10 protein-coding genes are annotated in these 14,140 nt (G+C 68.1%); 9 read left to right on the top strand and 1 reads right to left on the bottom strand.

Annotated elements, in window-relative coordinates:
- Positions 1-81: 81 nt before the first annotated feature.
- The 7 genes from ssd to ACFYO1_RS40735 all read left to right on the top strand — a co-directional run bounded on the left by ssd (position 82) and on the right by ACFYO1_RS40735 (position 7,537).
- On the top strand, positions 82-1,194 hold the full coding sequence (gene ssd / locus ACFYO1_RS40765) for a septum site-determining protein Ssd (protein WP_387243986.1): 1,113 nt from the start codon (positions 82-84) through the stop codon (positions 1,192-1,194).
- Between the two features lie 217 nt (positions 1,195-1,411).
- Positions 1,412-2,596 carry a TadA family conjugal transfer-associated ATPase gene (locus ACFYO1_RS40760; RefSeq protein ID WP_387243983.1) on the top strand — a complete coding sequence of 395 codons (1,185 nt, stop codon included), beginning with the start codon at positions 1,412-1,414 and terminating at the stop codon, positions 2,594-2,596.
- A gap of 844 nt (positions 2,597-3,440) precedes the next feature.
- Complete coding sequence (locus ACFYO1_RS40755) at positions 3,441-4,217, top strand: type II secretion system F family protein (RefSeq protein WP_387244131.1); 777 nt, start codon at positions 3,441-3,443, stop codon at positions 4,215-4,217.
- A 789-nt stretch (positions 4,218-5,006) separates the two neighbouring features.
- Complete coding sequence (locus ACFYO1_RS40750) at positions 5,007-5,630, top strand: type II secretion system F family protein (RefSeq protein ID WP_387243980.1); 624 nt, start codon at positions 5,007-5,009, stop codon at positions 5,628-5,630.
- Positions 5,631-6,483: 853 nt separating this feature from the next.
- Positions 6,484-6,708, top strand: coding sequence for a DUF4244 domain-containing protein (locus ACFYO1_RS40745; RefSeq protein ID WP_387243977.1), 225 nt, complete (start codon positions 6,484-6,486; stop codon positions 6,706-6,708).
- Positions 6,709-6,761: 53 nt separating this feature from the next.
- Positions 6,762-7,076, top strand: a complete 315-nt coding sequence (locus tag ACFYO1_RS40740; protein WP_387243974.1) for a TadE family type IV pilus minor pilin — start codon at positions 6,762-6,764, stop codon at positions 7,074-7,076.
- A gap of 56 nt (positions 7,077-7,132) precedes the next feature.
- Positions 7,133-7,537 (top strand): Rv3654c family TadE-like protein, encoded by a 405-nt coding sequence (locus ACFYO1_RS40735; protein ID WP_387243970.1) that lies wholly within the window; start codon positions 7,133-7,135, stop codon positions 7,535-7,537.
- 314 nt (positions 7,538-7,851) lie between these two features.
- Here ACFYO1_RS40735 and ACFYO1_RS40730 read toward each other — a convergent pair whose 3' ends face one another.
- A complete protein-coding gene (locus ACFYO1_RS40730) occupies positions 7,852-10,218 on the bottom strand; it encodes a DEAD/DEAH box helicase (protein WP_387243967.1) in 2,367 nt (788 codons plus the stop codon).
- 436 nt (positions 10,219-10,654) lie between these two features.
- Here ACFYO1_RS40730 and ACFYO1_RS40725 point away from each other — a divergent pair, with 436 nt between their 5' ends.
- Both ACFYO1_RS40725 and topA read left to right on the top strand, forming a co-directional pair.
- A complete protein-coding gene (locus ACFYO1_RS40725) occupies positions 10,655-10,861 on the top strand; it encodes a cold-shock protein (RefSeq protein WP_011206895.1) in 207 nt (68 codons plus the stop codon).
- 322 nt (positions 10,862-11,183) lie between these two features.
- The gene (topA, locus tag ACFYO1_RS40720; RefSeq protein WP_387243964.1) at positions 11,184-14,090 is read left to right on the top strand and encodes a type I DNA topoisomerase; all 2,907 of its coding nucleotides are present in this window, start codon (positions 11,184-11,186) and stop codon (positions 14,088-14,090) included.
- The last annotated feature ends 50 nt before the right edge of the window (positions 14,091-14,140 follow it).

Here is a 14,140-nt window from a genome sequence, read left to right as displayed (position 1 = left end):
AAGTTCTGCACACCCCCGAGTTATCCACAATCGGCGCATCGCCTCTTCTGCCGCCGCCCGATCTCCGCCACGCTCGGCCGCATGAATCTTGAAGTGGCGCCGGACAACAGCAGCCCGCCACCGGCCCTCGTGCTCCTGCACGACACCCGGCTGCGCGATGAAGTACGCCGCGTCGCCGCGGCGGCCGAACGCGGCCTGGACGAACGGGCACTGCCCGTCGGCAGGCACGCGTGGACCGCGGCACCCTTGGTGATCCTGGACACATCCACGGCGCGCGCGGCGGCCGAGGCCGGATATCTGCGCCGGATCGGGGTCGTCCTGGTCACCGAGGGCGAACCGAGGCTGCTCGACTGGCAGGCTGCCGCGGCCGCCGGCGCCGAGCGGGTCATCGCGTTGCCCGGGGGTGCCGAGGGACTTATCGAGATGTTTGCTGAGTATGGCGAACACCGCGCCGGAGACGGTGTCGTGGTCGCCGTGGCGGGCGCGGCCGGCGGTGCCGGAGCATCGACACTGGCCGCCGCACTTGCGCTGCGATCCGCCGCCGAAGGGTTCCGGCACGACACCGTCCTGGTCGACGGCGCACCCCTCGGCGGCGGTCTCGACCTGCTGCTCGGCATCGAATCGACGGCCGGCCTGCGCTGGCCCGACCTGGTCGTAGAAGACGGCAGGGTCTCCGCCGCCGCCCTGCACTCCGCCCTGCCCAGCGCGGCCCCCGGCCTGGCCGTGCTGGCCTGCGGGCGTTGCGGTGCGGGCCGGTTGCCACGCGAGATCGGCGCCGCCGCCGTACGCGCCGTGATCGAAGCAGGCCGCGCCGCAGGCGATTTGGTGGTTTGCGACATTTCCGGCGAACGGGGTCCGCACGCCGATCAAATGCTCGACTCCGCCGATCTGGTCGTCCTGGTGGTTCCCGCCCGGATCCGCGCCATCGCCGCCGCGGAATCCGTCTCCGCCCACATCGGCCGGCGAAATCCCAACCAGGGCTTGATCGTCCGTGGTCCGGCCCCGGGTGGATTGCGCGGTCCCGAGGTCGCCGAAGTACTCGACCTTCCGCTGCTCGCGGCCGTGCGTGCTCAGCCCGGCTTGGCCGCCCGCCTGGAGCGCGGCGGGCTGACTGTGCACCGGCGCGGGCCGTTGCGTGACGCGGCCGACGCGGTCCTCGGTGTGCTGAGTGCGCCGGCTGGACAGCGGCGATGAGCGGCGTAGCGGTGTATCCGCGATTGTCCGGTGAACTGGACCGTGTGCGTTCCTGCCACGACGGATCGGAGGGGGCGATGAGCGCCGGGCTGGCTCGCCGGTGTGGCATCCAGCATCGCGCGACAGCCAGGTTCGAGGCGATGCCGTGCGGTTGTCGAGCGTGGCCGAGTGACGAGAAAACGGGTCGTGTTCACCGGACTGTGGGGCAGCGGCCGCGATGAGTGCGTTGGTGACGTCCGAGTTGTTGGATCGGGTGCGGGAGCGGTTGTCCGGCGGGACAGGGGATCCGGACCCGGCGCAGGTCGCGGCCGCCATCCGGGCCGAGGCGGGTGGGGTGCTCGGGGATACGGACCTGCTGCGGGCGCTGCGGTTGTTGCAGACCGAGATGACCGGGGCCGGCGTACTCGAGCCGCTGCTGCACGATCCGCGGGTCGCCGATGTGCTGGTGACCGGTCCGGATGCGGTGTGGATAGATCGCGGGCACGGCCTGGAGAAGACCTCGATCACCTTCCCGGACGAGGCGGCAGTGCGCAGGCTCGCGCAGCGGCTCGCCCTCTCGGCCGGTCGGCGACTCGACGACGCGCAGCCGTGGGTGGACGGCAGGTTGTCCGGAACCGGAGCGGCGCTGGGTGATTCGTTCGGCGTGCGGCTGCACGCCGTGCTCGCCCCGGTGGCGCATGGCGGCACCTGTCTGTCCCTGCGCGTATTGCGCCCCGCCACTCAAGGTTTGGACGCATTGGCCGCGTCCGGCGCGGTGCCCGCCGACGCGAAACGACTGCTGGAGCGGATCATTGCCGCACGCCTGGCGTTCCTGGTGGTCGGCGGAACCGGCGCGGGCAAAACGACCCTGCTGTCCGGACTGCTCGCCAAAGTGGAACCGAGCGAGCGAATCGTGTGCGTGGAGGACGCCGCCGAACTCGCCCCACCGCACCCGCATGTGGTGCGACTCGTCGCCCGCACCGCGAACGTCGAGGGCGTCGGCGCGGTAACCGTCCGCGACCTGGTGCGCCAGGCCCTTCGCATGCGCCCGGACCGCATCGTCGTCGGCGAGGTCAGGGGCGCGGAAGTCGTAGACCTACTGACCGCGCTGAACACCGGCCACGACGGCGGCGCGGGCACCGTCCACGCAAACTCCCCGCAGGAAGTCCCCGCCCGCCTGGAAGCCCTTGCCGCCCTAGGCGGAATGGACCGCGCCGCCCTGCACAGCCAACTGGCCGCCGCCGTCCAGGTGATCCTGCACGTCCACCGCCGCCCCGACGGCTCCCGAGGCCTCCGTGAAATCGGCCTGGTCCACCGCACCGACCCCGGCCACGTCCACATAACCCCCGCCTGGCACACCTCCGCCCCAGCCCCCGCCGCCCCCGATTTGACCCAACTCCTCGACGAAAGGCTCACCCGATGACCGCCACGCCGACTGCGAAAACGCCGCGGGACCTCGCTGAACCGAGCGGGGTCGGCCGACAGCTCGTATCGGCTGCGTCGACGCGAATACCGCTGTATCGAGCGCTCATTGAGCCTGGCCTGGCTTCAGCACGCGATGGTCATCTGGCGACCACCGCGTCGATGGGCGCAACCCGGCCGGCGCAATCACGCTGCGGCCGGGTTGAACCGGAGGTCGGTGGTCGGCTCGAGCTCCTTCCAGCACGAATGTCATGGGTTCGAGTACTCGGTGCATCCAGGCTCGCTCGGCGACGCGACGGTCAGCGGGCGGCCACTGCATCGACGGGTGTGACTCGACACTTGCAATCAGGCTGCGGCCTGGTTGAACCGGAGGTCGGTGGACGGCTCGAGCTTCTCCCTGCGCGAATGGCATGTGTTCGCGTGCTCGGTGAGCCTGCTCTGGCTGTGCGATGCACAGGGCGACGGGTGACTGGTTCATCGATGGGTGCTATTCGGTGTGCGCGATCAGGCTGCTGCGGCCTGGTTGAACCTCAGGTCGGTGTTCGGCTCGAGTTTGTGCTGGGGCGAGTGTCTCGGGTTCGTGGGGGCGGTGGACCTGACCTCGCTGTGCGACGCGTTGGTCATCTGGCGACTGCCGGATCGATGGGCTCAGCGCCGTGTGTGCGTTTGCGCTGGGGGCTGGCCGAGCCACGCGAGGTCGGTCGCCGGCTCGGACCTCTGTCGGTTGCTGCATCGCGTCGGCTGTGGAGTCGAGGGGGCGCGATGTGGGTGCAGGTTTGTATGGATTCCCCTTGTACACAACGGAACACGATGGATCGGTGGGGCGGTCGGTGATCGCCGGGTTGATGTGTCTCGCGTTCGCTGTGCTCGTGGCGCCGGCAGCTGCGGCGCGTCGACGGTTCGAGGGATTGTTCGCTGAACCGGTTGCGGTGCGAATGATGCAGCGGAACAGAGTGCTTCGGCTCGCAGCCGGTTGCGGGGTGGTAAGCGTTCTGGTGTTCGGGGCCGGGGCGTTTCTTGCGGCGGCAATGGTGGCCGGGACGGTGGGGTTTCGGGTCCGGCGGGGACAGCTGGATCGGCGCCGGAAGGCCGAATGTGCCTATCTGCTGGACGCGTTGGAGGCGGTGATCGGCGAGCTGCGGGTCGGTGCGCATCCGAGCGCGGCCGCGGAGGTCGCGGCGAGTGAGGGGCGAGGCGAATCCGCACAGGCCTTCGCGGTGAGTGCTGGGCGAAGTCGGTTGGGTGGTTCGGCGGCGGCGGGGTTGCGGCAGCCGGATTCGATTGTCGCGGACGAGTTGTCGCGTATCGCCGACGCCTGGCAGGTGGCTGAACAGCACGGACTGGCACTGGCCGAACTGCTGTCCGCCGCGCGCACGGACCTGGTCGGCCGTATTCGTTTCCACGGTCGCACCACCGCGGCCCTCGCCGGTCCCCGCGCGACCGCTGGCGTCTTGGCTGCGCTCCCGCTGCTCGGCATCGGTCTCGGCCAACTGATGGGAGCCGCACCATTGCACGTGCTGTTCGCCTCGTCCGCAGGCACCCTCCTGCTGCCCCTCGGCGCCGCTTTCGCCTGCGTCGGCCTGCTCTGGACCGACACCATCACACGAAAGGTTCTGACATGAAACAACTTTGCGGCTTTCCACTTGCCCGCCCGACCGACCGGACCGACTCCTCATCCGAGATCGCATCGCCCACCTCGTCCGCAGGCACCTCCCTCTTGCCCCTCGGTGCCGCCCTCGCCTGCGCCGGGCCTGCTTTGGTCCGACGCCGTCACGCGAAAAGATTTCACATGAATCAACTTTGCGGTTTCCCACTTGCCTGCCCGCCCGATCGGCGAAACCACCTTCCCGGCCGAGATCGCATCGCCCATCGCGTCCGCAGGCACCTTCTTGTTGCCCCTCGGTGCCGCTTTCGTCCGCGCCGGCCTGCTCTGGTCCGATGCCATCACGCGAAAAGATCTCACATGGACCAACTTTGCGGCTTTCCATTTGGCTGCTCGCCCGATCGGCCGGACCACCTTTCCGTCCGAGATTGCACCGTCCACCTCGCCTGGCGATGGTGCACCAGTCGTCCGGCGGTCGAGCACTCCATTGCGCGCAAGGCACCCGTTGCGGGGCAATCGGACTCGGCCAAGGAAGTACCACCTGTCGTGGCAGATCCGGACTGTGGCCGCGCTCGGCCCCTGTGGTCAGGGAAGAGGCCCACCAGCGACAAAGGCGGCGGATACAACGGTGGATCGTGGCGTCGCGCCCGATGTCGCACGGATCACTGCCTGCCCACCGTCGCTTGGCACCAGGTGGCCAGGGCGAGTTCGGTAGATCCTTGGCGCACAACGGATATCGGTTCAAAAGGTTGGACTTGTTCTGCGTTCGAAGCACATTCATGTCGTGACATGTGTGAGGAGGTTCTGGGTGGAGTTGTCCGCGGGGTACCCGGCGCTGCCGACAGTTCTGATCGCGGTCGCACTGATCCTGTTGCCCGGCCGGGTCGCGGTGAGCCGCCGATTGCGGGCGCTTTGGCAGCCCGAGGCGGCGCGAGCGGCAAAGCCGGTATCGAAGCGGCAGATCGATCCGCTGGCATCGGCGTCCGTATTCGATTTGCTGGCCGCGTGTCTGCGCGCCGGACTGCCGATGGCGGGCGCGGCTCGTGCGGTGGCACCCGGCGCGCCGGAAGCGCTGGCGGAGGCGCTGCGGCGGGCCGCAGACCTGCTCGCGCTCGGTGCGGATGCCGCGACAGCGTGGGAGCGAGCGGCGGAGGACAAGGCCGGGCAACCGGGTGCCGAGGAGGTCGAGTCGTTGGCGCGGATGGCACGGCGGTCAGCGCGGTCGGGCGCCTCCCTGGCGATCGCGGTCGGCGAACTGGCCGAACAACGTCGGGCGGCGGTCGAGGACGCCGCTGCCGCACGGGCAGAGCGAGCCGGAGTGCTGATCGGCGGCCCCCTCGGCCTCTGCTTCCTGCCCGCCTTCGTCTGTCTCGGCATCGTCCCCGTCGTGATCGGACTGGCGGGCCGGGTGCTCGACGGTGGACTCCTGTGAACGACCTTCGACGAATAGGCCATCAGCCCTCGCGCATCGCCGGTGTCGAACGACGTCCAGGTGGACCCGTGTATCAACGAGTCGTTGCGGCCGGCGCACTGTGCGTACAGACTGCCGCACCTGACGCCCGGCAATCGCCTGCTGTGAACGACCATCGGTGGGCAAGTCGACAACCTTCGTGCGCGGTCAAGGCTCGCGGCACCGGGGATGTCCTGGACCAGGGAATCCGCCCGGCCCGATCGTTGCGCGTACGGGATGCGGTGTCGAGTGTCGGGCGATGGGCAGCCATGCGTGGACTCCCGAGACCGGCAGCCGCGCGTCATCTTCCGCGGCTGAACCCCTTGTGCGTGGACGAGCTGCGCGGCAACGAGGGAGTCCTGAACCAGGGGATCGGTTCGGCCCGATCGGTGCGCGTACTGGATGCGGTGTCGAGTGTCGGGCAATTGGCAGCAGTGCGTGGACTCCCAAGATCGGCGGCCGTGCGTGAACTTCCGCGACCAAACCGCTGTGCGTGGTCGAGCCGCGCGGCAACGAGGTGGAGTCATGGGTGAGGAGGTCGGCCCAGCCAGCATCGTGCCCAGATGGGCCGCCCGCCCGGGGTCCTGGGTGGTGAAGCGCTGGTGGCGAACTTCGAGCCAGGCCGACAGCGCTTGTGCCGGACGCAGCCGAGCGTGGACGTGGCAGGTCATCAGCGAGTCGGTTGGCAGGGAACGGAGCCGACCGCCGCTGGCAGGCAGTACGGAGGCGAGGGGGTGGGTCGTGCGCGCACGGCGTAGCAGGCCCGGCGGAACACACCTGTGCGGATCGGCCGTGCGGGGTGAGGTGAGAGGGGAATCTGGTGAGGATCGAGCGAATGGTGAGCCATGCGGTCCACGGATCGAGGGCTGTATATACGGAGCTGCGGTTGCGAGTCACGCATGTGGTGGTTGCGGAGGAGGGGATGAGTACGGCGGAGTATGCGATCGGGACCATCGCCGCCGCGGCGTTCGGGGCGGTGCTGTACGGAGTGGTAACCGGGGACAGCATTGTGAACGCGCTGACGAAGATCATCGATCGGGCGCTCAATACCGCTGTCTAGTGGGGTTGATAAACCGTTGCGGGGCAACCGGTCTCGGTGCTGACCGGGGCTCGGTGACGGTGGAGGCGGCGATCGCGCTCGCGACCCTGGTGGTCGCGATAGTGCTGTGCGTCGGTGCTTTGCTGGCGGCGTCGACGCAAGTGCGTTGTGTCGACGCCGCTCGTGAGGCGGCTCGGCTGGCGGCGCGCGGCGATGAATCGAACGCGATCTCGGCGGCGCGGCGGGTGGCGCCGCCAGCCGCGGACATCTCGGTGCGTAGTGAGAGCAATCACGTGGTCGCCCGGGTCACGACTCGTGCGCCGCTGCTACCGATGCTGACGCTGCACGCGGACGCCATCGCGTCCCGTGAACCAGGGACGCCTCTGTGAGGGAACCTTCGGGACGCGGCCGGCCGAATCGCGGCGGGACGGTGCGGGTGGCAGGGATGCGCACGGTGGCTTCGGCCGCAGAGCGCGGCCTGAGGTCCGATCCCACACCGAACCTGCGAGCTGACGACGGCGCCGCAACGGTGTTCTCCTGCCTAGCACTGGCCGGGCTCATCGTGGCGACCCTGCTGATCGGCCAGGTGGGTGTGGTGGTTGTCACCCGCCATCAGGCGCAGTCCGCCGCCGATTTGGCGGCGCTCGCGGCGGCGGGCGCACTGCCCGAGGGCGCCGATGCGGGATGCGCGGCTGCGGCGGAAGTCGCGCGCCGGATGAGAACGCGCATGCAAGAGTGCGAAGTCGCAGAGTGGGATGCCACTGTGATTGTTAACAGGAATGTACCAATGAGTCTGTTAGTCGTCAGTGTGGTGCGCGCAGTGGCCCGGGCCGGACCCGTTGAAAACTGAGAGAAACCTAAGTGCGGACGCACCCGGATGTCGTTGTCCCGAGTAGCGGAAATCGGCAATTGCCCTGGCCGTTTAATTTCAGACGGCACAATTGTCCGCAGGCGCGCGGATAAAGTATCCAATGAATGCGCATGTACGCAGGCGACGATGTGGCAATAGCGCAGTTAACCTGAATACATTCCTCTTTATTCGACCGCGACTCCTGGACCGACGTCCAGGCGACCCCCCTACGGCGACCGCCGCGTTCGCGCAGGTCAGGTCGACATCGGGTCACACGTCGAGCTCGGTCCCGTCACGAACCGAGCTCGGCGATGTCACCGGACCGACAACTCGGCCAGCACCGCGGTGAGTAATCGTGCGGCGCAGGCCTTGTCGAGCGGATGGTTCCCGTTCCCGCACTTGGGCGACTGCACGCAGGACGGGCAGCCCGCCGCGCACCCGCAGGACTCGATCACCGCGAGGGTCGCGGAAAGCCAGCGTTGCAGCTGAGCGAACCCCCGCTCGGCGAAGCCCGCACCGCCGGGTTGACCGTCATAGACGAATACCGTCGGCAGCCCCGTGTCCGGATGCTCGGCGGTGGACACGCCACCGATGTCCCACCGGTCGCAGGTCGCCACCAGCGGCAACAGCCCGATCGCCGCATGCTCGGCGGCGTGCAGGGCGCCCGGCACGTCCGCCGGGTCGATTCCGGCCAGCGCCAGCAACTCCGGGCTGACCGTGTACAGCACCGCCCTGGTCACCAGCGTGTGCTCGGGCATGTCGAGTTCGACCAGGTCGAGCACCTCGCCACTGACCAGCGTGCGCAGATATCCGACCACCTGGCTGGTCACCCTGACCTGCGCCAGCGCCGTCCCGACGCGGCCGTGAACGCGCTGCTCGGCCAACTCGTCGATGGCAATCGAGGTGACCGATCGGGCGCTGGTCGTCCACCCCGGCTCGGCGGCGTGCACGAACGCGACCCCGTCCTCGAGGTCCAGCTCATCGACCACAAAGGTCTCCCCTTGATGCAGATGAACCGCACCCTGATGCAGCGTGGCCGGCGCTCGCCCGGCATCGGCCGTGCCGAGCAATCGGCCCGTCTCCCCGTCGACGATGGCGACCGGAGTACCGATCCCACCGCGCACATCGACGGCGTCATGCGGCTGTGTCTCCGCGGTGACGTGCCAACGCCCTCGACCCTCGGCCCCCACCCGGCGTCTGATCAGCCCTTTCTCGGCCAGCCCGGTGAGCACCTCCAGCGCGCCGAGTTCGTCCACCTCGGCGTCGGTGAGCGGCAGTTCCAAGGCGGCACAGAGCATTTGCGGGCCCAGCACATAAGGATTACGCGGATCGGTGATGGTCGCCTCGACGGGCTTGTCCAGCAACGCTTCCGGATGATGCACGAGATAGGTATCCAGCGGATCGTCCCGGGCCACGAGCAGCACCAACGAGCCCTGGGTGCGCCGCCCGGCCCGGCCGGCCTGCTGCCAGAACGACGCGACGGTCCCGGGAAACCCGCAGATCACCACCGCGTCGAGCCCCGCGATATCCACCCCGAGCTCGAGCGCGTTGGTGGTCGCCGCCCCGAGCAGCGAACCATCCGACAACGCCGTCTCCAGCGCCCGCCGATCTTCCGCGAGGTACCCGGCTCGATAGGCGGCCACCCGCTCGGCCAGCTCCGGATCGACCTCGCTCAACAGCCGCCGCGCATCCATCGCGGTGAGCTCGGCGCCTCGCCGCGACCGCACGAAGGTCAGTGTCCGCGCGCCCTCGATGACCAGGTCCGCCATGATCCGGGCGGCCTCCGTGGTGGCCGCGCGCCGGACCGGCGCGCCGTTTTCCCCGGTCACCGTGGTGAGCAGCGGCGGCTCCCACAGGGCGACGGTGCGCGGCCCCTGCGGCGACCCGTCCTCGGTGACCGCGACGCACGGCGCCCCGATCAGCCGGGAGGCCGCGGCCGCGGGCTCGGCAGTGGTCGCCGAGCACAGCACGAACACCGGGTCGGCGCCGTATCGTGCGGCGATCCGCCGCAGCCTGCGCAGCACCAACGCCACGTGCGAGCCGAAAACCCCGCGATAGGCATGGCATTCGTCGACCACCACGTACTGCAGCCTGCGCAGCATCCGGGCCCAGCGCTGATGCGAGCGCAGAATCCCCACATGCAGCATGTCGGGATTGGTGAAAACCCAGCGGGCGTTGGCCCGCACCCACTGCCGGATCTCGGCCGGCGTATCGCCGTCATAGGTTGCTGGATGAATATCCCGCAGCGGCCCCTCGTGAGTCAGCGCACCCACGGCCCGCAGCTGATCGGCGCCGAGCGCTTTGGTCGGTGACAGATAAATAGCCGTGGCCCGCGGATCCTCGCGCAGCGCGGTCAATACCGGCAGTTGATAACCCATCGACTTGCCGGACGCGGTCCCGGTGCTGACCACGACGTGCGCGCCACCGTGGGCGAGGTCGGCGGTGCGGGTCTGATGACTCCACGGCGCGTCGATTCCGGTGTCCTGTAATGCCGAGATCACCTCTGGCGATGTCCAATCGGGCCAGGTGGTGACCTCGGCGGCGCGCGCCGGTAGCTCTACGACATGGGTGAGCCGGGGGTCATCGGACGGGTTGCCGGCTAGGACACGATTCAGCAACGATGTCCCGTAGCCCAGGCCGTTGTTCGGCGTTGTCCCGGCGGTCGAGTTCGCCGGATTCATGCGGCGCGCGCCGCGACACGCTGAGAAAGTGTGAAACGTGCGCGGTTAGGAAGCCTCACCTGCCAATTCGATACCCAATAGCGACCTGGGTCACAGGCTGTTTGCCATACGCGCACTCGGTTATCGGGAGGCAAACGAACCTCAAGTCTGGATTCTGGCATTGTGTCCCTCACCTGCGCATTCGCAAGATCAACTTTTTTGCAAATTGTCGGTAACTCGACTGTTGAATTGCTCGAAGACATGGTTCACTGGTTCCTGGTCGCAAGCTTCTGTGTTCGAGGGTCGGATCCAAAGTCCAAACCGTCAGCAGGATCGATGTTGCGAACGGTGTGCTTGGTGCTTTCCTGCAGGGGGAACCAACAGTACAGCGGTCGGAACGGGCCCGGTGGACGAACCCAGTTGTCCGCCGTTCCGGTAAGAAAAGAGAAGGAACAGAATGGCACAGGGAACTGTGAAGTGGTTCAACGCGGAGAAGGGGTTCGGCTTCATCGCGCCCGAGGACGGCTCCGCTGACGTCTTCGTCCACTACTCCGAAATTCAGGGGTCGGGCTTCCGTACCCTCGAAGAGAACCAGAAGGTCGAGTTCGAGGTCGGCCAGGGCACCAAGGGCCCGCAGGCCACCGGAGTTCGCGCGCTCAGCTGAGCGACGCAATCCAACTCTCGTCCCTCACCGCCGGTAACCCGGGGGTGGGGGACGAGCTATATCTAGGGCAAAGACACACCCAGGCGACTCGGGTCGGACGCTGGTGAACACGCCGTGGCACAGCCGGGGCCTGAACACAAGGCATACTGAGTCGCAGTGACGCGCGTACGCTCTGTGGTTCAAGTCGCAAGCACTCGACCACACGTAGCGTCAAGGTATAAACGTGTCTGGTGGCGACGCCCAGCCGTCGTCCCCGCTTGCCCCAGCCGCGCACAGCGCCGAAAAGCGCCCGCGCGGGTCGACAGGAAAGGTGTATTCGCCGGTGGCAACACGAGACCGCGGTGCAGCCGACCAGGGCCGTCCCCTGCGTCGTCTCGTGATCGTCGAGTCCCCAACCAAGGCCCGCAAGATAGCGCCCTACCTGGGCCGTAACTACACGGTCGAGGCCTCGGTGGGACATATCCGGGACCTGCCACGGGGAGCGGCGGACGTTCCCGCCAAATACAAGGGTGAGTCCTGGGCACGCCTCGGCGTCGACGTGGACCACGACTTCGAGGCCATCTATGTGGTGAGCCCCGATAAGAAGGCCAAGGTCGCCGAGCTCAAGAGCTTGCTGAAGGACGCCGACGAGCTCTATCTCGCCACCGACCCCGACCGGGAGGGCGAGGCGATCGCCTGGCACCTCCTGGAAACGCTCAAGCCCAAGGTCCCGGTCCGGCGCATGGTGTTCCACGAGATCACCGAGCCCGCCATTCAAGCGGCCGCGGCCGACACGCGAGACCTGGACAACGATCTGGTCGACGCGCAGGAGACCCGCCGCATCCTGGACCGGCTCTACGGCTACGAAGTCAGTCCGGTGCTGTGGAAGAAGGTCATGCCCCGGCTCTCCGCCGGTCGCGTGCAGTCGGTCGCCACCAGGGTGATCGTCCAGCGCGAGCGCGAGCGGATGGCCTTCCGTTCGGCCGAATACTGGGATATCGCCGCGAAGCTCGACGCGGGACCCGGTGAAGACGGCGACACGAGCAACCCGCGCACCTTCGGGGCGCGGCTGGTGAATGTCGCCGGCGCGCGCGTCGCGACCGGTCGTGACTTCAGCTCGGACGGTCAGCTCAAGACCGCGTCCGGCGTCGTCGTGCTGGACGAGGCCTATGCCCGCCGCCTGGCCCAGGCCCTCGACGGCGCCGACCTGGTGGTCTCCTCCGCGGAGGCCAAGCCGTATACCCGCAAGCCGTATCCGCCGTTCATGACCTCGACGCTGCAGCAGGAGGCCGGGCGCAAGCTGCGCTTCAACTCCGAGCGCACGATGCGGGTCGCCCAGCGGCTGTACGAAAACGGCTACATCACCTATATGCGTACCGACTCGACCACGCTGTCCGAGTCGGCGATCGCCGCGGCCCGGTCGCAGGCGACCCAGCTGTACGGCTCGGAGTACGTGCACCCGACCCCGCGGCAGTACACCCGCAAGGTGAAGAACGCGCAGGAGGCCCACGAGGCGATCCGCCCGGCGGGCGACACCTTCGCCACCCCGGGCCAGTTGCACGCGCGGCTGGACAACGACGAGTTCCGGCTCTACGAGATGATCTGGCAGCGCACGGTCGCCTCGCAGATGGCCGACGCCAGGGGCACCACGCTGACGTTGCGTATCACCGGCACCGCCACCACCGGCGAGGAATGCGTGTTCTCCGCCTCCGGTCGCACCATCACCTTCGCCGGCTTCCTCAAGGCCTACGTGGAGAGCGTGGACGAGGAGGCGGGCGGTCAATCCGACGACGCCGAATCCCGGCTGCCCGCGCTGGCCGCGGGCCAGGGCGTCACCGCGGTCGAGCTGAATCCCGATGGGCACAGCACGAATCCGCCCGCGAGATATACCGAAGCGTCGCTGATCAAGACGCTCGAAGAACTCGGCATCGGCCGTCCGTCGACCTACTCCTCGATCATCAAGACGATTCTCGACCGCGGTTATGTCTACAAGCGCGGTAGCGCGCTGGTGCCGTCGTGGGTGGCCTTCGCCGTAATCGGTTTGCTGGAAGAGCATTTCGGCCGATTGGTCGACTTCGACTTCACCGCGGGCATGGAGGACGACCTCGACGCTATCGCCGGCGGTCGCGAGCAGCGCGGAAGTTGGCTGTCCAGCTTCTATTTCGGCGGTGAGACCGGCGCGGAGGGTTCGGTCGCGCGTTCCGGCGGTCTGAAGAAGATGGTCGGCGAGCGGCTCGACGACATCGACGCGCGAGAAATCAACTCCATCAAGCTCTTTGCCGACAACGAGGGCCGCGATGTGGTCGTCCGGGTCGGCCGGTACGGGCCGTACCTGGAGCGCATGGTCATCAATCCCGATGACCCCGAAGGCAATTCGATTTCGCAGCGGGCCAATCTGCCCGACGAACTGCCGCCGGACGAGCTGACCATCGAGGTCGCGGAGAAGCTGTTCTCGACCCCGCAGGAAGGTCGCTCGCTCGGCATCGATCCGGCCTCCGGGCATGAAATCGTCGCCAAGGAAGGACGTTTCGGCCCGTACGTCACCGAGGTGCTGCCCGAGCCCGCGGCCGAGGAAACCGCGGCGCCCGCCAAGAAGACGGCGAAGAAGGCGGCCGCGCCCAAGCCGCGCACCGGCTCGCTGTTCAAGTCGATGGACCTGGCCAGCGTCACGCTCGACGACGCGCTCAAGCTGCTGTCGTTGCCGCGCGTGGTCGGCGCGGATCCGGCCTCCGGCGAGGAGATCACCGCGCAGAACGGCCGCTACGGCCCCTATCTGAAGAAGGGCACCGATTCTCGCTCGCTCACCAGCGAGGATCAGATCTTCGACGTCACGCTGGACGAGGCGCTGAAGATCTACGCCGAGCCGAAGCGACGCGGGCGTCAGGCCTCGGCCACGGCGCCGCTGCGCGAGCTCGGCAACGACTCCGCCTCGGGTCAGCCGATGGTGATCAAGGATGGACGTTTCGGCCCGTACGTCACCGACGGCGAGACCAATGCCACCCTGCGCAAGGGCGACGAGATCGAGTCCATCACGCCGGAGCGGGCGATGGAACTGCTCGCCGACCGACGGGCGCGCGGACCGGTGAAGAAGAAGGCGGCCGCCAAGAAGGCGCCCGCGAAGAAGACCGCGGCGAAGAAGACCGCGGCCAAGAAGGCTACCGCGAGCAAGTCGACGACCACCAAGACGGTCGCCAAGAAGACCGCCGCGCAGAAGACGGCGGCGAAGAAGACCGGCGTCGGGAAGTCCTGAGTTCGCGGGTCGGGCGGACGGCCGTAATCTACGGTCCGAATGCCCGACCC

Source organism: Nocardia sp. NPDC006044, from assembly GCF_042871115.1.
GTDB lineage: Bacteria > Actinomycetota > Actinomycetes > Mycobacteriales > Mycobacteriaceae > Nocardia.
This window is presented reverse-complemented; position numbering and strand designations above follow the sequence as displayed.

Excerpts from the sequence above, each read along its gene's own strand:
- ssd (WP_387243986.1), top strand. The coding sequence starts at position 82 with ATGAATCTTGAAGTGGCGCCGGACAACAGCAGCCCGCCACCGGCCCTC.
- ACFYO1_RS40760 (WP_387243983.1), top strand. The coding sequence starts at position 1,412 with ATGAGTGCGTTGGTGACGTCCGAGTTGTTGGATCGGGTGCGGGAGCGG.
- ACFYO1_RS40735 (WP_387243970.1), top strand. The coding sequence starts at position 7,133 with ATGCGCACGGTGGCTTCGGCCGCAGAGCGCGGCCTGAGGTCCGATCCC.
- ACFYO1_RS40745 (WP_387243977.1), top strand. The coding sequence starts at position 6,484 with ATGGTGAGCCATGCGGTCCACGGATCGAGGGCTGTATATACGGAGCTG.
- ACFYO1_RS40725 (WP_011206895.1), top strand. The coding sequence starts at position 10,655 with ATGGCACAGGGAACTGTGAAGTGGTTCAACGCGGAGAAGGGGTTCGGC.
- ACFYO1_RS40755 (WP_387244131.1), top strand. The coding sequence starts at position 3,441 with ATGTGTCTCGCGTTCGCTGTGCTCGTGGCGCCGGCAGCTGCGGCGCGT.
- ACFYO1_RS40730 (WP_387243967.1), bottom strand. The coding sequence starts at position 10,218 with ATGAATCCGGCGAACTCGACCGCCGGGACAACGCCGAACAACGGCCTG.